At 64.2% G+C, this 25,949-nt stretch carries 21 protein-coding genes and 1 riboswitch; of the genes, 12 read left to right on the forward strand and 9 right to left on the reverse strand.

The window, feature by feature from the left end; genetic code table 11:
- Positions 1 to 50: 50 nt before the first annotated feature.
- Positions 51 to 410 carry a VOC family protein gene (locus ACE10X_RS41240; RefSeq protein ID WP_038384519.1) on the forward strand — a complete coding sequence of 120 codons (360 nt, stop codon included), beginning with the start codon at positions 51 to 53 and terminating at the stop codon, positions 408 to 410.
- Between the two features lie 197 nt (positions 411 to 607).
- Positions 608 to 1,024, forward strand: coding sequence for an SRPBCC family protein (locus ACE10X_RS41245; protein ID WP_038384520.1), 417 nt, complete (start codon positions 608 to 610; stop codon positions 1,022 to 1,024).
- Positions 1,025 to 1,209: 185 nt separating this feature from the next.
- On the opposite strand, the gene ACE10X_RS41250 is transcribed toward ACE10X_RS41245, so the two are convergent.
- The 3 genes from ACE10X_RS41250 to ACE10X_RS41260 all read right to left on the reverse strand — a co-directional run bounded on the left by ACE10X_RS41250 (position 1,210) and on the right by ACE10X_RS41260 (position 5,381).
- On the reverse strand, positions 1,210 to 2,652 hold the full coding sequence (locus ACE10X_RS41250; RefSeq protein WP_038384521.1) for an MATE family efflux transporter: 1,443 nt from the start codon (positions 2,650 to 2,652) through the stop codon (positions 1,210 to 1,212).
- A gap of 332 nt (positions 2,653 to 2,984) precedes the next feature.
- Positions 2,985 to 4,034 (reverse strand): hypothetical protein, encoded by a 1,050-nt coding sequence (locus ACE10X_RS41255; protein WP_375763759.1) that lies wholly within the window; start codon positions 4,032 to 4,034, stop codon positions 2,985 to 2,987.
- A gap of 288 nt (positions 4,035 to 4,322) precedes the next feature.
- Positions 4,323 to 5,381: a 2'-deoxycytidine 5'-triphosphate deaminase gene (locus tag ACE10X_RS41260; protein ID WP_375764652.1), complete on the reverse strand. Its 1,059-nt coding sequence runs from the start codon at positions 5,379 to 5,381 to the stop codon at positions 4,323 to 4,325.
- A gap of 182 nt (positions 5,382 to 5,563) precedes the next feature.
- Positions 5,564 to 5,643, forward strand: a riboswitch (SAM riboswitch).
- Between the two features lie 76 nt (positions 5,644 to 5,719).
- On the opposite strand from ACE10X_RS41260, the gene ACE10X_RS41265 reads away from it, so the two are divergent.
- Complete coding sequence (locus ACE10X_RS41265) at positions 5,720 to 6,913, forward strand: O-succinylhomoserine sulfhydrylase (RefSeq protein ID WP_038384523.1); 1,194 nt, start codon at positions 5,720 to 5,722, stop codon at positions 6,911 to 6,913.
- A 276-nt stretch (positions 6,914 to 7,189) separates the two neighbouring features.
- Here the strand turns inward: ACE10X_RS41265 and ACE10X_RS41270 are convergent, their stop codons facing one another.
- The 6 genes from ACE10X_RS41270 to ACE10X_RS41295 all read right to left on the reverse strand — a co-directional run bounded on the left by ACE10X_RS41270 (position 7,190) and on the right by ACE10X_RS41295 (position 15,875).
- On the reverse strand, positions 7,190 to 7,963 hold the full coding sequence (locus tag ACE10X_RS41270; RefSeq protein WP_375763760.1) for an SDR family NAD(P)-dependent oxidoreductase: 774 nt from the start codon (positions 7,961 to 7,963) through the stop codon (positions 7,190 to 7,192).
- Between the two features lie 108 nt (positions 7,964 to 8,071).
- Positions 8,072 to 9,217: a pimeloyl-CoA dehydrogenase small subunit gene (gene pimD / locus ACE10X_RS41275; protein WP_038384527.1), complete on the reverse strand. Its 1,146-nt coding sequence runs from the start codon at positions 9,215 to 9,217 to the stop codon at positions 8,072 to 8,074.
- Positions 9,218 to 9,377: 160 nt separating this feature from the next.
- Complete coding sequence (pimC, locus tag ACE10X_RS41280) at positions 9,378 to 10,568, reverse strand: pimeloyl-CoA dehydrogenase large subunit (RefSeq protein WP_038384528.1); 1,191 nt, start codon at positions 10,566 to 10,568, stop codon at positions 9,378 to 9,380.
- A 167-nt stretch (positions 10,569 to 10,735) separates the two neighbouring features.
- The gene (locus ACE10X_RS41285; RefSeq protein ID WP_375763761.1) at positions 10,736 to 11,923 is read right to left on the reverse strand and encodes an acetyl-CoA C-acyltransferase; all 1,188 of its coding nucleotides are present in this window, start codon (positions 11,921 to 11,923) and stop codon (positions 10,736 to 10,738) included.
- Positions 11,920 to 13,623, reverse strand: a complete 1,704-nt coding sequence (pimA, locus tag ACE10X_RS41290; RefSeq protein ID WP_375763762.1) for a dicarboxylate--CoA ligase PimA — start codon at positions 13,621 to 13,623, stop codon at positions 11,920 to 11,922. The genes ACE10X_RS41285 and pimA overlap by 4 nt, the downstream gene beginning before the upstream one ends.
- 155 nt (positions 13,624 to 13,778) lie before the next feature.
- Positions 13,779 to 15,875: a 3-hydroxyacyl-CoA dehydrogenase NAD-binding domain-containing protein gene (locus tag ACE10X_RS41295; protein WP_038384531.1), complete on the reverse strand. Its 2,097-nt coding sequence runs from the start codon at positions 15,873 to 15,875 to the stop codon at positions 13,779 to 13,781.
- Positions 15,876 to 16,055: 180 nt separating this feature from the next.
- Between ACE10X_RS41295 and ACE10X_RS41300 the strand changes: the two genes are divergently transcribed.
- The 9 genes from ACE10X_RS41300 (at position 16,056) to ACE10X_RS41340 (ending at position 25,914) form a co-directional block, all read left to right on the forward strand.
- Positions 16,056 to 16,922 carry an IclR family transcriptional regulator gene (locus ACE10X_RS41300; RefSeq protein WP_018269093.1) on the forward strand — a complete coding sequence of 289 codons (867 nt, stop codon included), beginning with the start codon at positions 16,056 to 16,058 and terminating at the stop codon, positions 16,920 to 16,922.
- A gap of 69 nt (positions 16,923 to 16,991) precedes the next feature.
- Positions 16,992 to 17,789, forward strand: a complete 798-nt coding sequence (locus ACE10X_RS41305) for an ABC transporter ATP-binding protein (RefSeq protein WP_016847575.1) — start codon at positions 16,992 to 16,994, stop codon at positions 17,787 to 17,789.
- Positions 17,786 to 18,499, forward strand: coding sequence for an ABC transporter ATP-binding protein (locus ACE10X_RS41310; protein ID WP_038384532.1), 714 nt, complete (start codon positions 17,786 to 17,788; stop codon positions 18,497 to 18,499). Before ACE10X_RS41305 ends, ACE10X_RS41310 begins: the two co-directional genes overlap by 4 nt.
- A gap of 13 nt (positions 18,500 to 18,512) precedes the next feature.
- The gene (locus ACE10X_RS41315) at positions 18,513 to 19,391 is read left to right on the forward strand and encodes a branched-chain amino acid ABC transporter permease (RefSeq protein ID WP_028339071.1); all 879 of its coding nucleotides are present in this window, start codon (positions 18,513 to 18,515) and stop codon (positions 19,389 to 19,391) included.
- Positions 19,392 to 19,393: 2 nt separating this feature from the next.
- Positions 19,394 to 20,416 (forward strand): branched-chain amino acid ABC transporter permease, encoded by a 1,023-nt coding sequence (locus ACE10X_RS41320; protein ID WP_038384533.1) that lies wholly within the window; start codon positions 19,394 to 19,396, stop codon positions 20,414 to 20,416.
- A gap of 29 nt (positions 20,417 to 20,445) precedes the next feature.
- Positions 20,446 to 21,675, forward strand: a complete 1,230-nt coding sequence (locus tag ACE10X_RS41325) for an ABC transporter substrate-binding protein (protein ID WP_375763763.1) — start codon at positions 20,446 to 20,448, stop codon at positions 21,673 to 21,675.
- 118 nt (positions 21,676 to 21,793) lie between these two features.
- A complete protein-coding gene (locus ACE10X_RS41330) occupies positions 21,794 to 23,020 on the forward strand; it encodes an ABC transporter substrate-binding protein (protein WP_375763764.1) in 1,227 nt (408 codons plus the stop codon).
- A 280-nt stretch (positions 23,021 to 23,300) separates the two neighbouring features.
- Positions 23,301 to 24,527, forward strand: a complete 1,227-nt coding sequence (locus tag ACE10X_RS41335; protein WP_375763765.1) for an ABC transporter substrate-binding protein — start codon at positions 23,301 to 23,303, stop codon at positions 24,525 to 24,527.
- A 160-nt stretch (positions 24,528 to 24,687) separates the two neighbouring features.
- The gene (locus ACE10X_RS41340; protein WP_038384536.1) at positions 24,688 to 25,914 is read left to right on the forward strand and encodes an ABC transporter substrate-binding protein; all 1,227 of its coding nucleotides are present in this window, start codon (positions 24,688 to 24,690) and stop codon (positions 25,912 to 25,914) included.
- The last annotated feature ends 35 nt before the right edge of the window (positions 25,915 to 25,949 follow it).

Below are 25,949 nucleotides of genomic sequence, written 5' to 3' on the forward strand. Positions count from 1 at the left end.
TGCTCCAGTCCGCGCGTCTTTCGATGCGCCCAACGACTGGAGATTCCCTGATGTACGACCATATCGGATTGCGCGTCGCCGACCTCGACGCCAGCGTGCGCTTCTACACCGCGGTGCTGGCGCCACTCGGCTTCGTGCTCTGCTCGCGCGACGACGGCGGCGCCGGCTTCGGCCCGAAGGGCGAGCCCGCGCTCTGGCTGCATTTGCACAAGGGCAAGGCCCAAGGCGGCGCGCATGTTGCGTTCCGCGCGCCGAGCCACGACGCGATCAAGACATTCCATACCGAAGGCCTGAAAGCCGGCGGCAAGGACAACGGCGCGGCCGGCCATCGCAAGGACTACAGCCCGACCTATTACGCGGCGTTCCTGCTCGACCCCGACGGCAACAATGTCGAGGCGGTGGCCACCTGACAAAAAGCCGCGCATTCCAATGTCATCCTGAGGAGCCGCGCAACGCGCGGCGTCTCGAAGGATGGCCCCGAGCGAGATCCGGTCATCCATCGAGGCTCGTTCAGGAACGCGATGCCAAGGCATCGCGTCGCTCGCACCTCCAGCGACAAAGGCGAAGCCTTTGCGCGGGGATGACAACCACCCGAAAGGTTACAAAGATGGCTTCCATTCAAAAGGATATCCCGATCGACGCGCCGGCAGATCATGTCTGGGACGCGTTGCGCGATTTCGGCGCGCTGCATACGCGGCTGGTGCCGGGCTTCGTGACCGACACGCAGCTGGACGGCGACGTCCGCACCGTCACTTTCGCCAACGGCACCGTGGCGCGCGAGACGCTGGTCGATTGCGACGACAACCGAAAGCGGCTGGTCTATGCGATCAGCAGCGAGCGGTTGAAGCAGCATTCCGCCTCGGTGCAGGTGTTCGCCGAGGGCGACGCGCGCTGCCGCGTGGTGTGGATCGCCGACGTGCTGCCGCACGAGGTCGCGCCCTACATGGACGCGCAGATGGACCTCGGCGCAGCGGCGATGCAAGCGGCGATGGCCAAATCGGCCAGGGAGAAGAACGCGGCGTGATCCGCGACGTTGCGCGACCGGCCGCGCATTTAAACCGTGACCGTCACCCTGAGGAGGCCGCGAAGCGGCCGTCTCGAAGGGCGACAGCCCGGCTGTTTCCAGAAGCGGACGCCGAAGCATCGGGGCCGTCGATCCTTCGAGACGCGGCCAAGAGGCCGCTCCTCAGGATGACGGATTGAGAAATGCTACGACAGCGCCGGCTGCGCCTCGGCGACCGGCGCCGGCTTGCCCCAGCGCGTCAGGATCACACTGAGACAGGACAGCACGCCGAGCACCCCCATCGAGGCGGCGGCGAGTGCGAAGAAATTCTGCGCGCTTGCGTCATGCGTCGACAGCCACCAGCCGCCGGCGCCGATGAAGATCAGCCGCGCGGTCTGCGCCAGCACCGGACCCAGCACCTTCGCGGCACCCTGCGAGGAGAAATACATCGACATCGCAAGGCCGATGAACGCGTACATCGGCGCGGCGGTCGAGAGATATTGATGGCTGGTCGCCCGCACGTGTGGATCATTGGTGAACAGATTGACCCAGAGGTCGGGGAAGACGGCGATGAAGCTGCCGACCACGCCGACCGCAAGGAACGACACCGTGCCCGCGGTCCAGGCGATGCGCCGGGCCCGCGCGACGCGCTCGGCGCCGACCGCCATGCCGATCATCGGCACCGAGGCGATGCCGACCGCGAAGGCGACCGAGGTCAGCATGAATTCGAGCCGCGCGCCGATGCCGTAGCCGGCGAGCACCGCGGTGCCGAACTGCGCCAGCATGTGGGTGAAGATCGAGATCGTCAGAACCGATTGCAGCGGCGAGAAGCAGGAGATGGCACCGACCTTGAGGATGTCGATGAACATCGCCCATTGCACGCGCAGCCCCTTGAGCTTCGGCTTCACGCGCGCGCGGCCCGAGAACAGATACCAGCCCATCACGCTGATGCTGATCGAATAGGCGATCAGCGAACCCGCGGCGACACCGCGCATGCCGAATTGCGGCACCGGGCCGAGCCCGAGCCCGAGCGTGCCGCCCAGAATGATCTGCCACACCGCCGACGACAGGATCATGGTCGACGGCAGCTTCATGTTGCCGGTGCCGCGCAGGATGCCGGCCATGGTGTTCATCAGCCAGGGCAGGATCGCACCGCCGAAGAACACCTGCGAATAGGCGATCGCCTGCGCCAGCACATTACCGCGGCCGCCGAGCAATTCGAGCAGCCGCGGACCGAAGATCAGCATGCCCAGCATGAACGTCAAACCAAAGGTCAGGCCGATCAGCAGCGCATGCATCGCCAGCGTCGAGGCGCGCTCGATCTCGCCGGCGCCGAGCGCGCGCGCGATCGCGGATGCGACGCCGCCGCCCATCGCGCCGCCGGACATCGTCATGGTGAGGATCACGCAGGGAAACACCAGCGCCATCGCCGCTAGCGACTCAACGCCGAGCCGGCCGATATACGAAGTCTCCGCGATGACGACGCAGGTGCCGGCGGAGAGCGCGATCACATTCGGCCACGCCAGCCAGAGCAACGTGCGCAGGATCGGCCCGTCGAGCAGCGCATTGCGCGCCGGCTTGGTCACCGGCGGCGGCAGCGGCCGCTCTTGTTCGTCGACAGGTATTTCGGCGAGGCCGAGATCGGACATTTCTACTCCCACGCGCGATCTGGGGAGCCGCGCCATGGTGTTTCCCTACCATGGCGGCGGCGGAATCCACGTGCGCGGGGCGCAAGGGGGGCCTGCGTGATTGCAGGTGAACCTCTGATCTAAAGCATGATGAGATTAGGTTAAGCAGGATCGGCATCGGAGGTTCACCTCTCCCTTGGGAGAGGTCGATTTGCATAGCAAATCGGGTGAGGGGTTACGTCGATCGAGAGGGCAAGAGCCCTCACCAGGATTGCTTCGCAATCCGACCTCTCCCCGTCGGGGAGAGGTGAACCAAACCGCCGTGAGCCGGTTCAACCAAATCTCATCCCGCTCTAGCCGATCGACCAGACGAACGGCGCGCCGGCGGTGACATTCGGCTTCAGATGCACCGGAATATGCCGTCCGCAGCCGGCGGCCAGCCCTTCGAACAGGCCCGTCAGCACGCTGGCGCAGGCCGGGTGATAGTCGGCGACATCGGCCATCAGCTTCCAGCCCTGCTGGCGGATCTCGAACTGGCCCTCGGATTCGCTGATGTCAGCGATATCGTCCTGCGACTCGAAGAGAGTGCGCAGGAATGCGGCAAATTCCGTGGCAGGGCCACGGCTGCCGCCGAGCGCCTGCGCGACCTCGTCATAATACTGCATGCCGATCAGCTTGCCGGTGAGATGCAGCAGATAGCTCGCATCCTCCGGGCCGAACACCTGCACGATGACCGGCGCGGCCGTCTTCACATATTCCATCGCGTAGTTGCGATAGGCCTTTTCCAGCCGCGGCTTCGGCCAGCTGTCGACCAGCAGCGCCGGCGCGCTCTTGGGATCGAACGGCGGCGCCTCGAGATGGCGCGCGAACACCAGGCGCTGGTCGAGCTCGAGCGGATGATCGTATTCGCAGTAATAGCCCTCGAGCCCGTCCTGGCCGTCGACACTCTGCTTGGTGCAGACGAAGCCGAGCCGCAAATCCCCGAGCGCGACGCCGTTGTTGGCGTGCCAGCCGCGCAGCATCGCGCGCGAGACCTCGCCGGGCACGCCGCAGATCGCCGTGCCCTTCCAGATCCAGCGCGGCGGCGGATAGCGGATCCAGGCCTTGCGGTCGGTCTCGTACATGTATTCGACGTGCACGCCGCCGATCCAGTTGGAAAGATAATGATACTGCGCGGCCGCGACCGCCGGCGGCAGGCCGTCGAGGCCGAGCTTCTTCAGGCCGGGGAGAAAGCGTTCCTGCTGCTGGCGGCGAAACACGCGGAAGACGAATTCCGCTGCATCAGCCGTGCCGCGCCGCGTGACCACGGTGAGGATCAGCCCGGTGAAGAAGGCGTGATAGAGATCGGCGACGCTGCGCCACTTCCGCCACTGGGCCTGTTGTGCGCTTTCGCCTGCGGTCATGTTCGCTCCCTGGCTCTTGTTGGCGAGGTCGAGCTCGCATGCGCAATCGTAGCCCGGATGCAGCGAAGCGCAATCCGGGGCTGCTCAATCCGCGTATGCAGCGTCCCGGATTTCGCTACGCTTCATCCGGGCTACGGAATTAAGCGCGCGCGAAACGGAATTACACACTCGGTGTCATCGCCCGACTTGATCGGGCGATCCAGTATTCCAGAGCCGGTGTGCCCGATCGAGAAGCCGCGGCGTACTGGATTCCCCGCTTTCGCGGGGAATGACAGCGGAGGAATTCCGCTACACGCGAAAATGCTTGGAGAGCTTCAGGCCCTGCGCCTGATAGTTCGAGCCGATGCGCTGGCCGTACAGCGCGTCGGGACGCTCGAGCATGCGTTCATAGACGAGACGGCCGACGATCTGGCCATGCTCGAGAATGAACGGCACCTCGCGCGAGCGCACCTCCAGCACGGCGCGCGCGCCCTTGCCGCCGGCGCCGGCATAGCCGAAACCGGGATCGAAGAAGCCGGCATAGTGGACGCGGAATTCGCCGACCAGCGGATCGAAGGGCACCATCTCCGCGGCGTAGTCCGGGGGCACCTGCACCGCCTCTTTCGACGCCAGGATGTAGAACTCGCCGGGATCGAGGATGAGGCTGCCGTCGGGCCGGGCCTTGATCGGCTCCCAGAAATCGTCGACCGCATAGCCGCCGCGGCGATCGACATCGACCACGCCGGTGTGGCGCTTGGCGCGATAGCCGACGAAGCCGCCCGAGCTCTCGCCGGAGAGATCGACGGAAAGCGCAACGCCATCGGAGAGATCGGCATCGTCGATATCGACCAGCCGCTCGGCGGCATGCAGCGCATCGAGCTCGTCGGCGGTCAACGTCGCCTCGCCGATCCGGAAGCGGACCTGGCTGAGCCGCGACCCCTCGCGCAGCAGCACGGGAAACGTCTTCGGGCTGATCTCGGCGTAGAGCGGGCCGTGATAGCCGGCGCCGATCATGTCGAAGCGGCGGGTGCCGTCGGCGATCACGCGGGTGAAGACGTCGAGCCGTCCGGTCGAGCTCTTCGGGTTGGCCGCGGCGACGATCTCCGGCGGCAGCGCCAGGCTCTCCAGCAGCGGCACGATGTAGACGCAGTTGGTCTCCAGCACCGCGCCGTCGGACAGATCGATCTCGTGCAGCTTCAGCTGGTCGATCCGCTCGGCGACGGTGGCATCGGGTCCCGGCAGGAAGCTGGCGCGGACGCGGTAGGCGATGTCACCAAGGCGCAGGTCGAGGCTGGCCGGTTGGATCTGGCTCTCGACAAAGTCGTAGGCGGGCAGAATGAGGCCGGCCTCCGCCATCTCCGCGATCATGCGGTCGGGCAGGATTCCGTTGGATTCATCTTCCAGCGTGAACGACACGGCGCGGTCCCTCGGCGATCCCTCGAGATGGCCCAAAAATTATACTCCAGGCGGCCATCAAGCCCCAAAATATGGGCTTTTACGGGTTATCCGATGACCGTCTTGACGGAAAGGGCGCGAGGGAATATCAGCTGCACTTATCCCGTGGTGATTTGAGCCGGCCGGCTTGCAGCCACGTTAAATAAGTCGCTAAACAGGCCGGGGACAGTGTGATCCCGGCTTGTGGAGGTTGCTCCAGGCCGGTTTTTTTGTGGCCAGTTTCCAGGGGAAATGGCCACCTCGGAGGTCACATGTCTGAATCTGAAACCACGGCCCGCTTTCGTCCCGAAACCCGCCTCGTCCATGGCGGCACGCTGCGCTCGCAATTCGGGGAGACGTCGGAAGGGCTGTTTCTCACCCAGGGCTACGTCTACGACACCGCCGAGCAATGCGAGGCGCGTTTCAAGGGCCAGGACCCCGGCTTCATCTATTCGCGCTATTCCAACCCGACCATTGCGATGTTCGAGCGCCGCATGATCGAGCTCGAGGGCGCGGAAGCCGCGCGCTCGACCGCGACCGGCATGGCCGCGGTGACCACCGCGATCCTCGCGCCGCTGAAGGCCGGCGATCATGTGGTGGCCTCGAAGGCCCTGTTCGGCTCCTGCCTCTACGTGGTGCAGGACCTGCTGCCGCGCTACGGCATCGAGACCACGCTGGTCGACGGCCTCGATCTCGACCAGTGGCAGCGCGCATTGCGGCCGAACACCAAGACCTTCTTCCTGGAGAGCCCGACCAATCCGACGCTCGACGTGCTCGACATCGGCGCGATCGCAGAGATCGCGCATAGCGGCGGCGCCCGGCTGATCGTCGACAATGTGTTCGCGACGCCGATCTGGCAGAGCCCGCTGTCGCTCGGCGCCGACGTCGTGGTCTATTCCGCGACCAAGCATATCGACGGCCAGGGCCGCTGCCTCGGCGGCGTCATCCTGTCGTCGGAAGCCTTCATCGCCGAGCACATCCACAATTTCATGCGCCAGACCGGCCCGTCGCTGTCGCCGTTCAACGCCTGGGTGCTGCTGAAGGGACTGGAGACGCTCGGCATCCGCGTCCGCGCCCAGACCGAGAACGCGGCGAAGATCGCCGAGGCGCTGGCCAGGCATCCGAAGATCACGCGGCTGGTTTATCCGGGCCGCCCCGACCATCCGCAGGCCGAGACGGTGAAGAAGCAGATGGGCGCCGGCTCGACGCTGGTCGGCTTCGAGGTGAAGGACGGCAAGGCCGGCGCCTTCCGCTGCCTCAACGCGCTGAAGATCTCGCGCATCTCCAACAATCTCGGCGACGCCAAGAGCCTGGTCACGCATCCCGCGACCACGACGCATCAGCGGCTGGCGCCGGAGGCCCGCGCCGAGCTCGGCATCAGCGAAGGTTTTATTCGCTTCTCGGCCGGGCTCGAGCATCCCGACGACCTGATCGAGGATTTCGAGCGGGCGCTGGAGCGGGTCTGAGGCAAAGGTAGAAGCCCCAAGCGGGCTGCGCCCCCTGTCCCGCTTGCGGGCAGGGCTATCGCATATGCCCCTTGGCGACCGCGCAAGTGCTTGGCCTCGTGGTTCGAGACGCGCCGCAAGCGGCGCTCCTCACCATGAGGGTCTACTATTGTGCCGCAAAACAAGACCTCATCCTGAGGAGCCCGCCGAAGGCGGGCGTCTCGAAGGATGGCCACGAGGGCACCGCCACGAAATGCGATAGCCCTGCGCAAGCGGGAGAGGCGAAGGAACAGCCCCCTACGTCGCCGCCGTCGTCACGCCGCCGTCGACCACGATGGTCTGGCCGGTCATGAAGGTCGACGCATCGGAGGCGAGATAGGCCACCGCGCCGGCGATCTCGTCGGGCTCGCCGATGCGGCGGAGCGGCGTCGACGCAGTGCGGCGCTTCAGATTATCCGGGTCCTCCCACAGCGCGCGGGCGAAATCGGTCTTCACCAGGCCCGGCGCCACGCAATTGACGCGCACGCCCTTCGGGCCCCACTCGCCGGCGAGGCTGCGGCACAGCGCAAAGTCGGCCGCCTTGGAGATGCCGTAGGCGCCGATCACGGTTGAGCCGCGCAGGCCGCCGATCGAGGAGATGATCACGACCGAGCCTTTGCCGCGCTCGGCCATCTGCGGGATGGCCTGCGAACAGAGCCAGATGCTGCTCTTGACGTTGGCGCCCATGATCTTGTCGAAGGCTTCGTCCGTGATGTCGAGCAGCGGGCCGTAATAGGGGTTCACCGCAGCGTTGCACACCAGGATATCGATCTTGCCGTAGTGCTTGATCGTGCCCGAGACCAGCGCCTCGACCTCGTTGCGGCGTGAGATGTTGCAGGGGATGACGAGCGCATCGCCACCCGCCTTCTTGATGCCGTCGGCGACTTCTTCGCAGGCGTCCGCCTTGCGCGAGGAGATCACGACCTTGGCGCCGAGTTTTGCCAGAAGCTCGGCCGAGGAGCGGCCGATGCCGCGGCTCGAGCCGGTGATGACCGCGACCTGGCCGGTGAGATCGAACGGGGTGTTTTTCATTGTTGTTGTTTCCCTGAGTTCTACGAAGACTCGTCATGCGCGGGCTTGACCCGCGCATCCATCTTTCGAAGAGCGATGGGTTGCCGGGTCAAGCCCGGCAACGATATCTCACGCCAGCAGCCCGCCGCCCTCGCTGACGCGACGGAGGTGGTAGTCGGTGTCGCCGAGCGTGTTCTCGATCATGGTCAGCCGCTTGAAGTAGTGGCCGATCTTGGCTTCCATGGTCATGCCGATGCCGCCATGAAGCTGGATCGACTGCTGGCCGACGAACTTCAGGGACTTGCCGACCTGCACCTTGGCGGCCGCGACCGCGGACGAACGCTCCTTGGCATCGTCGAAGTCCGACGCCATGGTGGCGAACATCGACATGCTGCGGGCCTGCTCCAGCGCCACGAACATGTCGGCGGCACGGTGCTGCAGGCTCTGGAACGAGCCGATCGCAACGCCGAACTGCTTGCGGGTCTTGATGTACTCGACGGTCTCCTTCAGCGACTCGTCCATCGCGCCGACCGCTTCCGCGCACAGCGCAATGCGGGCTTCGTCGGCGACGCGCTCGATCAGGGGCAGGCCGTTCTCGGGATCGCCGATCGCAGCGTCAGCGCCGACCTCGACATTGGTGAAGGTGATGTCGGCCGCATGCAGCCCGTCCTGGGTGGGATAGCCCTTCCTGGTGACGCCCTTGGCATCCGCCGGAACCAGGAACACGCCGATGCCGGTCTTGTCGCGCTGGCCGCCCTTGGTGCGCGCGGTCACGATCAAGGTGTCGGCGTTCTCGCCGTTGAGCACGACGAACTTCTCGCCGTCGATCACCCAGCCGGCGCCCTTCTTCTTGGCCGTGGTCACGACGTCGAAGAGATCGTAGCGCGAGTTCTTCTCGAGCTGGGCAAAGCCGAAGCTCTTGCTGCCGTCGATGATGCCGGGAATGTACTTGGCCTTCTGCTCGGCCGAGCCGCCATGGCGCAGGAAACCGCCGGCGACCACGACGGTGGCGAGATAAGGCTCGACCACCAGCGCCTTGCCGAGCGCTTCCATCACGATCATGGTCTCGACCGCGCCGGCGCCGAAGCCGCCGTCGGTCTCCGCGAAGGGCAGACCAAGCAGGCCCTGCTCAGCGAGCTTGCCCCAGAGCGCTTTGCTCCAGCCGCCCTTCTCCTTCATGTACTTCTTGCGCGCATCGAAGTCGTAGGCATCCGCCAGCAACCCGTCGACGCTTTCCTTGAGAAGCCGCTGCTCCTCGGACAGATCAAAATCCATTTTATCATCTCTCCAAAATCACGCGGGCGCCTGCCCTGATCTCCACTCGTCATCCCCGCGAAAGCGGGGATCCAGTACGCCGCGGCCCTCATCGGGAATCACGATCGGCTCGGCGTACTGGGTCCCCCGCCTGCGCGGGGGACGACACCGAACTTGTGGCTTACAGCCCCAGCACCGCCTTGCTGATAATGTTGCGCTGGATCTCGTTGGAGCCGCCGTAGATCGAAACCTTGCGGTTGTTGAAGTAGCTCGGCGCGATCTGCGCGGTCCAATCCATGCTCTCGTTGGAGCCGGCATCGCCGTGCTCGTCATAGGGCGCGGCGAACGGGCCGATGATCTCCATCAGCAGCTCGGTGGTGGTCTGCTGGATCTCCGAGCCCTTGATCTTGAGCACCGAGGAGGCCGGATTGGGCTTGCCCTTGCCGTGCTTGCCCTCGTCGGCGACGACGCGGAGCTGCGTCAGCTCGAGCGCCTTCAGCTCGATCTCGCAGGCCGTGAGCTTCTCGCGGAACGCCGGATCCTCGATCACCGGACGGCCGCCGGACTCGACCTTGGAGGCCAGCGCGCGGATGCGGCGCAGCCGCTCCTTCGAAACGCCGACCCGGGCGATGCCGGTGCGCTCATTGCCGAGCAGGAATTTGGCGTAATCCCAGCCCTTGTTCTCCTCGCCGATCAGGTTCTCGTAGGGCACCTCGACGTCGTCGAAGAACACTTCGTTGACCTCGTGGCCGCCGTCGATGGTCTGGATCGGGCGCACGGTGACGCCCTTCGACTTCATGCTGAACACGATGAAGGAGATGCCCATCTGCTTCTTCGCGGCCGGATCGGTGCGGCAGAGGCAGAAGATCATGTCGGCGTGCTGGGCGAGCGTGGTCCAGGTCTTCTGGCCGTTGATGATCCACTTGTCACCCTTACGCTCGGCCTTGGTCTTCAGCGACGCGAGGTCCGAACCCGAACCCGGCTCCGAGAAGCCCTGGCACCACCAGTCGTCGACATTGGCGATGCGCGGCAGATACTCCTTCTTCTGCTTCTCGTTGCCGAAGGTGTAGATGACCGGGCCGACCATGCTGACGCCAAAGGCGAGCGGCTGCGGCGCGGGATAGGACTGCAGCTCCTCGTTGAAGATGTAGTGCTGCACGGTGCTCCAGCCGGTGCCGCCATATTCCTTCGGCCAGTGGGTGACGCCCCAGCCCTTCTTGTTGAGGATGCGCCACCAGGTGACCATCTCGTCCTTCGACAGATGGCGGCCTTCCTGCAGCTTGCGCCGGGTCTCCGGCGGCACGTTGTTCTTGAAGAACTCCCGTACCTCCTCGCGAAACGCTATCTCTTCCTTGGTGAAAGCGAGATCCATCGGATCCTCCTTTTGAGCGAAACCTAACGTCTTGTTTCGTTGTCGTCCTGGCGAAAGCCAGGACCCATTACCACCGGCCTTCGTTGTCCTACGAAGGCGATTGCCGTCCGTGCCCCTTACCCCGGCCGCGGGGTATGGGTCCTGGCTTTCGCCAGGACGACAGTGAATTACTGCAGCACCTCGAACAGGCCGGCCGCGCCCATGCCGCCGCCGACGCACATAGTGACGACGGCGTATTTGGCCTTGCGGCGGCGGCCTTCGATCAGCGCGTGGCCGGTGAGCCGCGCACCCGACATGCCGTAGGGATGGCCGACCGAAATCGCGCCGCCATTGACGTTGATCTTGTCCGGATCGATGCCGAGCTTGTCGCGGCAATAGAGCACCTGCACCGCGAACGCCTCGTTGAGCTCCCAGAGATCGATGTCGTCGACCTTGAGGCCATGGCGCTTCAGCAGCCGCGGCACCGCGAACACCGGGCCGATGCCCATCTCGTCCGGCTCGCAGCCGGCGGAGACGAAGCCGCGGAAGATGCCGAGCGGCTTCAGCCCGCGCTTGGCGGCTTCCTTGTCGCTCATGATCACGCAGGCGCTGGCGCCGTCCGAGAGCTGGCTGGCATTGCCGGCGGTGATGGTGAAGCCCTCGCCGCGCACCGGCTTGAGGCTGGCAAGGCCTTCGGCCGTGGTCTCCGGCCGCGGACCTTCGTCCTGCGACAGCGTCACCTCCTTCATCGTGACGGCACCGGTCGCCTTGTCGGTGACCGCCATCATGGTGGTGATTGGCGCGAGCTCCTCCTTGAACTTGCCGCCCTGCTGCGCGGCCGCTGTGCGGCGCTGGCTTTCGAGCCCATACTCGTCCTGCTTCTCGCGCGAGATGTTGTAGCGCTTGGCGACGATCTCGGCGGTGTCGATCATCGGCATGTAGACCTCGCCCTTGATCTTGAGCAGCGCCGGATCCTGGGCGTGGAAGGAATTCATCTTGTCGTTCTGCACCAGCGAGATCGACTCGCCGCCGCCGCCGACCGCGATCTCGACGCCGTCGAAGATCACCGAGCGCGCGGCAAGCGCGATCGCCTGCAGGCCGGAGGCGCACTGACGGTCGATCGTGGTGCCGGCCACGGTCACCGGCAGCCCGGCGCGGAGCAGCGCCTTGCGCGCGATGTTGCCGCCGGTCGCGCCCTGCTGCATCGCCGCGCCCATCACCACGTCCTCGATCTCCTTCGGATCGACCTTGGCGCGCGCCACCGCTTCGCCGATCGCGTGCCCGAGCAAGGTCGCGCCTTCGGTGACGTTGAGCGCGCCGCGATAGGCCTTGCCGATCGGCGTGCGGGCGGTGGAGACGATAACGGCGTCGGTCATGAGCGGGATCCTGATGCAGTCTGCTGTGGTTTGGATTGAGATGTCTCGGTTTGAGCAGTCTTGGGCTGCTGCTGGCGCAATTCGTGACGCGACAGCTTTCCAACCGGGGTGCGCGGCAATTCGTCGACGAACTCGAGCGCTGCAGGAAGTTCATGCTTGCCCACCTTGCCGGTGAGGAACGTGCGCAGCTCGTCGATCGAGAACGCTGGCTGCCCGTCGCGCAGCTTGATGAAGGCCTTTGCCGCCTCGCCGCGGTAATCGTCGGGAATGCCGATCACGATCACCTCCTGCACGGCGGGATGGGTGTAGATCGCCTGCTCGATCATCTGCGGATAGACGTTGAAGCCGCCGGAGATGATCATGTCCTTCTTGCGGTCGACCAGATAGAAATAGCCGTCGGCGTCCATGTAGCCGATGTCGCCGGTGAGGAAGCGGTCGCCGACGAAAGCCTCCGCGGTCTCCGCCGGCCTGTTCCAGTAGCCCTTGGTGACGTTCGGACCGCGGATGCGGATCTCGCCGACCTCGCCGACCGGCATCACCCTGGTGGAATCCTCCAGCGACACCACGTCCATCTCGATGCCGGGCAGCATCAAGCCGATCGAGCCCGGTTTCTCCGGCCCCTCCTTGGGATGGCCGGTGCCGGGCGAGCAGGTCTCGGTCATGCCCCAGCCGCTCTTCAGCTTCATGCCGACGCGGCGCTCGAAGATCTTCGCGACCTCCACCGGCAGCGGCGCACCGCCGGAGCCGGCGACCACCAGCGAAGAGAGATCGCGCTTGTCGAGATCGGGCAGCGAAGCGATCGCGATCCACATCGTCGGCACGCCGGGAAACACCGTCGCGCGCTTGACCTCGATGTCGCGCATCACGGCCTCGACGTCGAAGCGCTGGTGCAGCGAGATCAGATGGCCGCGCCGGATCGCCGACAGCAGCACGACGGTCAGTGCGTAGATGTGAAACAGCGGCAGCACGCAGATCACGCGCTCGATCGCATTGCGTTCGAGCCGCCCGGGCTTGCCCCAGACGTCGTAGATCGACACCGCCGCGGTGAGATTGCCATGGCTGAGCATGGCGCCCTTGGGCAGGCCCGTGGTGCCGCCGGTATATTGCAGCAGCGCGACGTCCTCGACGTCGACCGCCGGCCATTGCGACGGCCTGGTCGCGCCGTCGATAAACTGGCGATGCGGGATGACAGCGGGATTGTCGGGCAGCGCGGTTTGCGGCGTGCCGACCTTGCCCCAATTGTCGTCCTCGCAGACGATCAGGCGGTCGAGCAGACCCTTGGCGAGGAATTTCAGCGCGGTCGGCAACAGCGCCGACAAATTGCTGGTGACCAGCACCCGCGCGCCGGAATCGGACAGCTTGTGCGACAGTGCGATCTCGCCGTCGAGCGGCGACAGATGCACGACGCGGGCGCCGGCTTTCAACGCGCCGAAGAAATTGATCGGATGGTCAGGCGAATTGCCGAGGAACAGCGCGACCGACGTGCCCTTGCCGTAGCCGGCCCGCATGAAGGCGGCAGCCGCGGTCTCGACCAGGGCCTCCAGCTCGGCGTAGCTGATCGGCCGGTCGCGGAATTCGAGCACCGGGCGCGCGCCGAACTCGGCGGCGGCGCTCGACAGCAAGTCCGGCAGCGTGCCGCGCGTGATCTCGTCGCTCCACTGCACGCCCTTGGGATAATATTGTTCGCCGGGATAGGTCATGGATGCCTTCGCAGGAACTCTAAAGATCGTCATTCCGGGATTGCCCGAAGGGCCAGGCCCGGAATCCATCAATCCACTCGTTCGACGGCGCCATGGGTTCCGGGTTCATCGCTTTGCGATGCCCCGGAACGACACATGGTTGGGCCGTCGCTCGATCACGCCGCCTTCGACGGCGCGGCGAGCGAGGCGAAGGTCTTGCCCTCGTCGGCGAGCTTCTTGAGCAGCGGCGCCGGCTCGAGCGAGGGATCGTTGGTCTCCTTGGCGTAGAAGGCCAGGCGATCGGCGATGTGCTTGAGGCCGACGGTGTCGGCCCAGAACATCGGACCGCCGCGATAGATCGGCCAGCCATAGCCATAGAGCCAGACCACGTCGATATCCGACGGACGCGCCGCGATGCCCTCGGCGAGGATCTTCGCGCCTTCGTTGATCATCGGGTACATCATGCGCTCGAGGATCTCGTCGTCGCTGACGACGCGCTTCTTGCGGCCGAGGCGCGCCAGCGTCTCGTCGATCAGTTTCTCGACCTCCGGATCGGGCAGCGCCGCGCGCGAGCCCTGCTCGTACTTGTAGTAGCCCTTGCCGGTCTTCTGGCCGAAGCGGCCGGCTTCGCAGAGCGCGTCGGCGATCTCCGACTTGATGCCGCGGTCCTTGCGCGAGCGCCAGCCGATATCGAGGCCGGCGAGATCGCCCATCGCGAACGGGCCCATCGGCATGCCGAACTTCGTCACCACGGCGTCGACCTGCTGCGGCAGGGCGCCTTCGAACAGCAGCTTCTCGGACTGCTTGCCGCGCTGCGCCAGCATGCGGTTGCCGACGAAGCCGTCGCAGACGCCGACCACGGCCGGCACCTTGGCGATCTTGCGGGCGATCGAGACGGCGGTGACCAGCGCGTCCGGCGCGGTCTTGTCGGCGCGCACGATCTCGCACAGCTTCATCACGTTGGCCGGCGAGAAGAAGTGCATGCCGAGCACGTCCTGCGGACGCTTGGTCGACTTCGCGATCTCGTCGATGTTGAGATAGGAGGTGTTGGAGGCCAGCACCGCGCCCGGCTTGGCATACTGGTCGAGCTTGCCGAACACTTCCTTCTTGACCGCCATGGTCTCGAACACCGCCTCGATCACGAGATCGGCGTCGCCGACGTTCTCGATGCCGACGACACCGTTGATCAGCGCCATGCGCTTGGCGGGCGCGTCCGCCGGGATGCCACCGCGCGCGGCGGTCGCCTCGTAGTTCTTCTGCATGATGCCCATGCCGCGCTTGAGCTGCTCCTCGCCGGTCTCGATCAGGGTGACCGGGATGCCGGCATTGGCGAACGACATCGCGATGCCGCCGCCCATGGTGCCGGCGCCGAGGATGGCGACGCGCGCCACGTTACGGCCCTTGGTGCCCTCGGGGACACCGGAGATCTTGGCGGCTTCGCGCTCGGCGAAGAACGCATAGCGCTGTGCCTTGGACTGGTCGCCGTTCATCAGCTTGAGGAAGCCCTCGCGCTCCTTCTTCAGGCCCTCATCGAACGGCAGGTCGATCGCGGCGCCGACGGCGTCCGCCGCCGCGAACGGTGCCTCGAGGCCGCGCGACTTCTTGGTCAGCGCAGCGACCGCATTGGTGAAGATCGAACGATCGGCCTTGGCCGCGGCGAGCTTGCTGTCGTCATCGCGCAGCTTGCGCAGCGGACGCTTCTCGGCGACCACCTTGCGCGCAAATGCCTCACCGCCCGAGGCCGGACCCTCGACGATCTCCTCGATCAGGCCGGCCTTCAGCGCCGCGTCCGCACCGATCGGATCGCCGCCGACGATCATCTTGACCGCGAGTTCGGGACCGACCGCGCGCGGCAGGCGCTGGGTGCCGCCGGCGCCCGGCAGCAGGCCGAGCTTCACCTCGGGCAGACCGAGCTTGGCGTCCTTGGTGGCGACACGGTAGTGGCAGGCCAGCGCGACCTCGAGACCGCCGCCGAGCGCGGTGCCGTGGATCGCGGCAACGATCGGCTTCGGCGAACTCTCCATCAGGCTCAGCACTTCGGCGAGCCCGGGCGGCTTCGGCGGCTTGCCGAATTCGGTGATGTCGGCGCCGGCGATGAAGGTGCGGCCGGCGCAGGTCAGCACGATGCCCTGAACCTGCGCGTCATCGATCGCGCTCTTGATGCACTCGAAAATGCCGCCGCGCACCGCGGCGCTCAGCGCATTCACAGGCGGACTGTTAACCGTGACGACGGCAATATTGTCATGACGTTCGAGCTTGACGACTTCACTCACCGGGACTCTCCCTGGATGCTTGTTCTTGGACTTGTGTTGAGTAGCTGCACGACTTGCGTTGAGCCGCTACGATTAGACCAATTTCGCACTGCGAAATTTAATTCCACATCTTGACATGGAGGGTTATTTTGAAGCACGTGCCTTGTCAACGAGCATGACAAGGGCAGGGCAAGGATAGGGATGAAGCGCGCTAGCAAGAAAGCCGCGACCGATCGCAATTTCGTCGTCGCGCTTTCCCGCGGACTGGACGTCCTGCGCGCATTCCAACCCAATGACGGGCTGCTCGGCAACCAGGAGATTGCCGCCCGCACCAAGTTACCGAAGCCAACCATTTCCCGGCTGACCTACACGCTCACCAAGCTGGGATACCTTACACCTGTACCGAAGTTCGAGAAGTACCAGCTCGCGCCGTCGGCGATGGCACTCGGCTACGCCGCGCTCGCCAATCTCGGCGTTCGGCATTTGTCCGAGCCCTATCGAGAAGAAGTGATGCGCGCGACCGGCGGCGCAGTCGCGGTCGGCGGCCGCGACCGCCACAGCATGATCTATTTCGGCCAGAGCCGGAACGGCCTGGCGCTCGGCGTACAACTCGACGTCGGCTCGCGGGTGCCGATCGCAACCACAGCGATGGGACGTGCCTATATTTGGGCATTGCCGCCCGACGAGCGTGCGGCTTTACTGCGCGAGCTGCGCGATCACTACGGCAGCCGCTGGGCCAAGATGCGCGACGGCATCGAGCGCTCCGGCGAGACGGTCGCGAAGCACGGCTTCACGATGTCCGCAGGCGACTGGCAGAACGACGTCGCCGCGGTCGGCGTCGCATTGAGATTGAACGACGGAACCGGTCCTTACGCCTTCAATTGCGGCGCGCCGGCATTCCGCTTCACGGAAGACAGATTGCTCAACGACATTGGACCTCGTCTTGTGGCGATGGTAAGGAACATCGAGCAGGCGCTCGGTGGAATGGCGCCGCAATCCAAAAAAGAAGAACGCAAAAAGACCAGAGTAGGAGGGAAAGTTGCACGTTTGGCCGAGGGGATCAGATAGCCTCCATCACGTCCAGCGAAACGCATCGCAGGGCCGCTCGCACCGCTCGAAGACGGCGGGCGAGACGAGATGACGCAGGCACAACTCGCGCAGGGGAATGATCCCCTGCTCGCGGTTCGCGACGTCAGCGTCGTGTTCGGCGGCATCATCGCACTGAACGGCGTGTCGTTCGACATGCGCCATGGACAGATCCTCGGACTGATCGGGCCGAACGGCGCCGGCAAGACGACGCTGTTCAATTGCCTGTCGCGGCTCTATCAGCCGTCGTCCGGCGACATCCTGATGGAAGGCAAGAGCATCCTGTCGCGCCCGCCGCACCGGATCGCCGAGATCGGCATCGGCCGCACCTTCCAGAACGTCGCGCTGTTTCCCAACCTGTCCGTGATCGACAATGTGCGCGTCGGCGCGCATGCGCGCACCTCGAGCGACATCGTCAGCGACTCGCTGCGCCTCGCCTGGGTTCGCCGCGGCGAGACCGACATGAACAAGAAAGTGCACGACATCCTCGGCTATCTCGATCTTGAGGACGTCGCCCACACCGTGGTCTCGGGACTTCCGTTCGGCACCCAGAAGCGCGTCGAACTGGCGCGCGCCCTGGCCGCAGACCCGAAGATCCTGCTGCTCGACGAGCCGGCCGGCGGCCTCAATCACGAGGAAGTCTATGTGCTCGGCGACCTGATCCGCAAAATCCGCGACGACCGCAAGATCACCGTGCTGCTGGTCGAGCATCACATGGGTCTCGTGATGTCGATCGCCGACCACGTCGTCGCGCTCAATTTCGGCCGCAAGCTTGCCGAAGGCACGCCGGCCCAGGTCCAGGCCGACCCTGATGTCATCAAGGCCTATCTGGGGAGCAAGGACCAATGACCACGATGCTCAACGTCAAGGACCTGCGCGCCTATTACGGCCAGGTCCAGGCCCTGCACGGCCTCTCCTTTTCGCTCAACGAGGGCTCGCTGACCACCCTGCTCGGCGCCAACGGCGCCGGCAAGACCACCACGCTGCGGGCGATCTGCAACATGGTGCGCTCGACCGGTGCGATCGAGTTCGAGGGCAAACCGATCGGCACGCGCTCGACCGAGAACGTAGTCCGCCTCGGCATCGCCCATGTGCCGCAGGGCCGCGGCACCTTCACCAACATGACGGTGGAGGAAAACCTGCAGCTCGGCGCCATCAGCCGCCCGGACAAGAAGGCGATCGGCGCCGACATCGAGCGGATGTACGAGCATTTCCCGGTGCTGAAGCAGCGCTACACCCAGCAGGCCGGCACGCTCTCCGGCGGCGAGCAGCAGATGCTCGCGGTAGCGCGCGCGCTGATGCTGCGGCCGCGCCTGATGCTGCTCGACGAGCCGTCATTCGGCCTCGCGCCGCTGATCGTGCGCGACCTGTTCCGCATCCTCGGCAAGATCAATCGCGAGGAAAAGGTGACCATCCTGGTGGTCGAGCAGAACGCGCAGCTGGCGCTCGAACTCGCCGACCAGGCCTATGTGATCGAAACCGGACGGATCGTGATGTCGGGCAATGCCAAGGACATCGCGAACAACGAAGACGTCCGCAAATCCTATCTCGGCTACTGAGGGAGCTGGCACAATGGAGCTTTTTGCCAACCAGGTCCTGGCCGGCATCGCCACGGGCGCGATCTATGCCTGCATGGCGCTCGCGGTCGTGATGATCTACCAGGCCATCGACCATCTGAATTTCGCCCAGGGCGAAATGGCGATGTTCTCGACCTTCGTGTCCTGGCAGCTGATGCAATGGGGCGTGCCGTACTGGGGTGCCTTCGTGCTCACCGTCGCCTTTTCGTTCGCCGCCGGCATCGTCATCGAGCGGCTGCTGTTCAAGCCGCTGGCCAAGGCGCCGATCCTGACCAACGTCGCCGGCTTCATCGCGCTCTACGCGATCATCAACTCGGTCGCCGGCCTGATCTGGGACTTCACCATCAAGCAGTATCCGACGCCGTTCGGCTCCTCGCCGTTCCTCGGCAGCCAGCTGATCTCGACCCACCAGGCCGGCATGATCGGCATCACCCTGTTGATGCTGCTCCTGCTGTTCTTCTTCTTCCGCTTCACCCGGGTCGGTCTTGCGATGCGCGCCGCCGCATCGCTGCCGGAATCGGCGCGCCTCGTCGGCATCAACACCTCCTGGATGATCGCGCTGGGCTGGGGCATGGCCGCCTCGATCGGCTCGATCGCCGGCATGATGATCGCACCTGTGGTGTTCCTCGAGCCCAACATGATGCTCGGCGTGCTGATCTATGGATTTGCCGCAGCCGTGCTCGGCGGCCTGTCGAGCCCGTTCGGCGCCGTCATGGGCGGCTTCCTGGTCGGCGTCTTCGAGAACCTCGTCGGCACCTACATCCCCGGCGTCGGCAATGAGCTGAAACTTCCGATCGCGCTTGCGCTGATCATCGTCGTCCTGGTCGTCAAACCGGCAGGCCTGTTCGGCCGCGCCATCGTGAAGCGAGTTTGATCATGAGCGCCGCTGAAGAAGTCGAAGTCGTCACCGAAGGCCAGGCCGTCGAGGCCGTTCCCAAGCGCGCCATGACGCTGGGCTACGGCACCTCGCTCGTCGTGCTCGCCGCGCTGATCCTGATCCCGCTGTTCGTCAAGAACTTCATCATCTTCCAGATGACGATGCTTCTGATCTACGGCCTCGCGGTGATGGCGCTCAACATCCTGACCGGTGGCTCCGGCCAGTTCTCGCTCGGTCAGAGCGCGTTCTACGCCGTCGGCGCCTATACCTCGGCGATCCTGATGGAGCATGCGGGCATGAACTATGCCCTCACGCTGCCGATCGCCGGCATCGTCTGCTTCGGCTTCGGCTTCCTGTTCGGCCAGCCGGCGCTGCGGCTTTCCGGCGTCTATCTGGCGCTCGCGACCTTCGCGCTCGCCACCGCGATGCCGCAGCTTCTGAAGCTGGGCTATTTCGAGCACTGGACCGGCGGCGTGCAGGGTCTCGTGGTCACCAAGCCGGATGCGCCGTTCGGCCTGCCGATGGGGCAGGACATGTGGCTGTATTACTTCACGCTGGTGGTCACGATCGCGATCTATCTCGCCTCGGTGAACCTGCTGCGCTCGCGCTCGGGCCGCGCCTTCATGGCGATCCGCGACAACGAGATCGCGGCTTCCGCGATGGGCGTCGACGTCGCGCTGTACAAGACGCTGGCATTCGGCGTCTCGGCCGGCATCACCGGCGTTGCCGGCGGTCTCGGCGCTATCGCGGTGCAGTTCGTGGCGCCCGACGGCTACACCATCCAGCTCGCGATCTCGCTGTTCCTCGGCATGGTGGTCGGCGGCGTCGGCTGGCTGCCCGGCTCGATCGTAGGCTCCGCCTTCATCATCTTCGTGCCCAACATCGCCGAGGGTATTTCGAAGGGCCTTTCGGGCGCGGTGTTCGGCGTGCTGCTGTTCCTCGTCATCTTCCTCGTGCCGCACGGCGCCAGGCAGGTTGCGATCGTTGCCCAGCAACTGGCCGCAAAGTTCAAGAAAAACTGACAGCCTATAGAAGCAAACCAGGAGATATTATGCTTTCTACCGTTCGGATCGCCGCGATTTCCGCGGCGATCGTCGCTGTTGCCGCGACGTCCACGACCGCATTCGCCCAAAAGAAATACGACACCGGCGCAAGCGATACCGAGATCAAGGTCGGCAACATCATCCCCTATTCGGGACCAGCCTCCGCCTACGGCGTGATCGGCAAGACCGAAGAGGCTTATTTCAAGATGATCAACGATCGCGGCGGCATCAACGGCCGCAAGGTCAATTTCGTCAGCTATGACGACGCCTATTCGCCGCCGAAGGCGGTCGAGCAGGTGCGCAAGCTGGTCGAGAGCGACGAGGTGTTGCTCGTCTTCAACCCGCTCGGCACCCCGTCCAACACCGCGATCCAGAAATACCTGAATTCCAAGAAGATCCCGCAGCTGTTCGTCGCGACCGGCGCCACCAAGTGGAACGACCCGAAGAACTTCCCGTGGACCATGGGCTGGCAGCCGAGCTACCAGAGCGAAGCGCAGATCTACGCCAAGTGGCTGATGAAGGAGAAGCCCGACGCCAAGATCGCGATCCTCTATCAGAACGACGATTTCGGCAAAGACTACCTCAAGGGCACCAAGGACGGCTTTGGCGCCAAGGCTGCCTCCAGCATCATCATGGAGGAGAGCTATGAGATTTCGGAGCCGTCGATCGACGGCCACATCGTCAAGATCAAGGCCGCCAATCCCGACGTGCTGCTGATCTACACCACGCCGAAGTTCGGCGCGCAGACCATCAAGAAGACCGCCGAACTCGGCTGGAAGCCGCTGCAGATCATCACCAACGTGTCGGCCTCGGTCGGTAGCGTGATGCAGCCGGCCGGCTTCGACAACGCGCAGGGCGTGCTGTCGGCCGCCTACGCCAAGGACGGTGCCGACACACAGTGGAACAACGACCCCGGCATGAAGAAGTGGGCCGAGTTTCTCGACAAGTACATGCCGGGCGCCGACAAGACCGACGGCGGCTATGTGTACGGCTATGGCGCCGCACAGACGCTCGCCAAGGTGCTCGAAATGTGCGGCGACGATCTCACCCGCGGCAACGTCATGAAGCAGGCGGCGAGCCTGAAGGACTTTACGCCCGACACCCTGCTGCCCGGCGTCAAGATCAACACCTCAGCCACCGACTTCGCCCCGATCGCCCAGCTGCAGATGCAGCGCTTCAAGGGTCAGAAGTGGGAACTGTTCGGTGAGATCATTTCCGGCGACGTCCCTTCCGAGTGACGTTGCACTGCGGGAATAAAACAACAGCCTCCGCGATATCCGTCGCGGGGGCTTTTTGTTGACGCCCCGCGCCGATGGTATTGAATACTCCAAACAAAGAACCCGAGGTGGGGAAACCATGGCTGCCGCACGTCCGTCCCTGACGGCGCTGTTGTCCGCATTCGCTCTGATCCTGACGAGCTGCAATGTCGCGCAGGCTCAGAAGAAATACGACACCGGGGCCAGCGACACCGAGATCAAGATCGGCAACACCATGCCCTACAGCGGTCCCGCGTCGGCCTATGGGGTGATCGGCAAGACCGAGGCGGCCTACTTCAGGATGATCAACGATGCCGGCGGAATCCACGGCCGCAAGATCAAGTTCATCTCCTACGACGATGGCTACTCGCCGCCCAAGACGGTGGAGCAGGCACGCAAGCTGGTCGAGAACGACGAAGTGCTGCTGCTGTTCGGCTCGGTCGGCACCGCAAGCAACGCGGCGATCCGGAAATACATGAACGAGAAGCAGGTGCCGCAGCTCTTCATCGCTTCCGGCGCCTCGAAGTGGAACGACCCGAAAGATTATCCGTGGACCATGGGCTGGCAGCCGTCCTACCAGGACGAGGCGCGGGTCTACGCAAAATACATCATGAAGCACAAGCCCGACGCCAAGGTCGCCGTGCTCTACCAGAACGACGATTTCGGCAAGGACTACCTCAAGGGTCTGAAGGACGCCTTCGGCAACAAGGCATCGATGATCGTTGCCGAGGAGGCCTACGAGACATCCGAGCCCACGATCGACAGTCACATCGTCAAGCTGAAGGCCGCCGGTGCCGACACCTTCGTCAGCATCGCGACGCCGAAATTCGCGGCACAGGCGATCAAGAAGGCCGCCGAGATCGCATGGACGCCGTTGCAGATCGTAGCCAATGTCTCGGCCTCCGTCGGCGGCGTGATGCAGCCGGCGGGCTTCGAGAATTCGCAGGGTATCCTGTCGGCGTCCTATCTCAAGGACGGCGCCGATCCGCAGTGGGCCAAGGATCCCGGCATGGAGAAATTCCTCGCCTTCCTCAGGAAGAATTATCCGGACGCCAACAAGCTCGACGGCGCCACCGCCTTCGGCTACGCCGCCGCGCAGACCATGGTGAAGGTGCTGGAGATGTGCGGTGACGACCTCACCCGCGCCAATGTCATGAAGCAGGCCGCGAGCCTGAAGGATTATGTCCCCGATACGCTGCTGCCGGGCATCAGCATCAACACGTCAGCCACCGATTTCGCGCCGATCAAGCAACTGCGCCTGATGCGGTTCAAGGGCGAAAAGTGGGAGCTGTTCGGGGACATCATTTCGAGCAATCTGAGCAACTGATCGTCACGCCGGTCTGTTCGATCCGCGCGCTCAACTCAACGGAGACGCTTTACTCGACCGCAATCTCTGCGGTTGGCGTGGCGCACAAGCCAACACGTTGGCGGATTTTTGAGCAGCGGTCCGCCTTGAGGGTGATCGACTAAAGACGCAGCCCCTGCGGCAATGCCGCAGGGGCTTTTCATTGAGACACCCCCGGTAAGATGATAGTTTTTACGACCAATAATGAGCCCTCGAAACAGAGGGCCGCGACACATCATCTGCAATCAGGGAGAGAAACGGCATGTCTGGAATACGACAATTGACGGCATTTGCTGCTGCGCTTGCGCTCCTCGCAGCATCCGGCAGCGCTGCGCTTGCCCAGAAGAAATACGACACCGGCGCCAGCGACACCGAGATCAAGATCGGCAACATCATGCCTTACAGCGGGGCGGCCTCCGCCTATGGCGTGATCGGCAAGACCGAGGAGGCCTATTTCCGCAAGATCAACGCCGAGGGCGGCATCAACGGCCGCAAGATCAACTTCATCAGCTACGACGACGCCTACACTCCGCCGAAGACGGTCGAGCAGGCGCGCAAGCTGGTCGAGAGCGACGAGGTGCTGCTGATCTTCAATTCGCTCGGCACGCCACCGAACTCGGCGATCCAGAAATACATGAACCAGAAGAAGGTGCCGCAACTGTTCGTCGCCACCGGCGCCACCAAGTGGAACGACCCGAAGGAATTCCCCTGGACGATGGGCTGGCAGCCCAACTACCAGAGCGAGTCCATCATCTATGCAAAGTACATCCTGAAGAACAAGCCGGACGCCAAAATCGCGGTGCTCTACCAGAACGACGACTACGGCAAGGACTATCTGAAGGGATTCAAGGACGGGCTCGGCGCCAAGGCAGCGTCAATGATCGTCGCCGAGGACAGCTACGAGGTAACGGAGCCAACCATCGATTCCCACATCGTGAGGCTGAAGGCCTCCGGCGCCGACGTGTTCTTCAACATCACGACGCCGAAATTCGCGGCGCAGGCGATCAAGAAGAACGCCGAGCTCAACTGGAAGCCGCTGCATTTCCTCAACAACGTCTCCGGATCGATCGGCAGCGTGATCAAGCCGGCAGGCTTCGAGAACGCCCAGGACATCATCTCGTCGCAATATTTCAAGGATCCGACCGACGCGCAGTGGAAGACCGACATGGCGATGATCGCCTGGAACGAATTCCTCGATAAGTACTATCCGGAAGCGAACCGGGCCGATGCCTCGGTGATGTACGCCTATATCGTCTCGCAGGGCCTGGTCCACGTGCTCAAGGCCTGCGGCGACAATCTGACCCGCGAGAACATCATGAAGCAGGCGGCCAGCATTCGCGATTACGAGCCCGGCGGCCTGCTGCCCGGCGTCAAGGTCAACACCTCGGCGACCGATTTCGCGCCGCTCTCGCAACTGCAATTGATCCGCTTCAAGGGCGAGACCTGGGAGCGCTTTGGCGAAGTCTTGAGCGCCGACGTCGGCGGCTAGGCCGGGAAGGTCGACCAAAGATACCGCCCCTGCGGCATTGCCGCAGGGGCTTCTCATTGAGGCGAACCGCCTAAAATGATAATCACTGCAGCCAAATAAAGAGCTCTCCGAGCAAGGGGGCCGAGACACATGCGTCTGACAAACAGGGAGAGAGACATAGATGTCCGCTACCAAAAAACTTGCGGTCCTCGGGGCCGCGCTCGCGCTCGTCGCGACGTCCGGCAGCGCTGCGCTTGCCCAGAAGAAATACGACACCGGCGCCAGCGACACCGAGATCAAGATCGGCAACATCATGCCCTACAGCGGCCCGGCGTCCGCCTATGGCGTCATCGGCCGCACCGAGGCCGCCTATTTCAAGAAGATCAACGATGCCGGCGGCATCAATGGCCGCAAGATCAACTTCATCTCCTACGATGACGCCTACTCGCCGCCGAAGGCCGTGGAACAGGCCCGCAAGCTGGTCGAGAGCGATGAGGTGCTGCTGATCTTCAACTCGCTCGGCACGCCGTCGAACTCGGCGATCCAGAAATACATGAACTCCAAGAAGGTGCCGCAGCTGTTCGTCGCCACCGGCGCCACCAAGTGGAACGACCCGAAGGACTTTCCCTGGACCATGGGCTGGCAACCCAACTACCAGAGCGAGACCCAGATCTACGCCAAGTACATCCTGAAGAACATGCCGAACGCCAAGATCGCCGTGCTCTACCAGAATGACGATTACGGCAAGGACTATCTGAAAGGTCTGAAGGACGGGCTCGGCCAGAAGGCCGCCAGCATGATCGTCGCGGAAGAAAGCTTCGAGACGTCCCAGCCGACCATCGACAGCAACATCGTCAAGCTGAAGGCGAGCAACGCCGACGTCTTCATCGACATCGCGACGCCGAAATTCGCGGCGCAGGCGATCAAGAAGGTCGCCGAGATCGGCTGGAAGCCGACCCACTTCCTCAACAACGTGTCGGCCTCGGTCGGCAGCGTGATCAAGCCGGCCGGCTTCGAGAACGCGCAGGACATCATCTCCGCCGCCTACCTGAAGGACGCTTCCGACAAGCAATGGGACAATGACCCCGGCATGAAGGAGTTCTACACCTTCATGGCCAAGGACTTCCCCGAAGGCGACAAGCTCGACGGCGGCACCGTGGTCGGCTTCGGCGTGGCGCAGACGCTGGTCCAGGTGCTGAAGCAGTGCGGCGACAACCTCACCCGCGAGAACATCATGAAGCAGGCGGCAAGCCTGAAGGACTTCCGCACCGAGGTGCTGCTGCCCGGCGTCAAGATCAACACCGCGGCGAACGATTTCGCGCCGATCAGCCAGCTGCAGCTGATGAAGTTCAAGGGCGAGAAATGGGAACTGTTCGGCGAGGTCATCAGCGCCGACGTCGGCGGCTGATTTCCGGCAAATATCCGGCCGACATTGGCCCCCTG

Source organism: Bradyrhizobium sp. Pha-3, assembly GCF_042258325.1.
In the GTDB taxonomy this organism is placed as follows: Bacteria; Pseudomonadota; Alphaproteobacteria; order Rhizobiales; family Xanthobacteraceae; genus Bradyrhizobium; species Bradyrhizobium elkanii.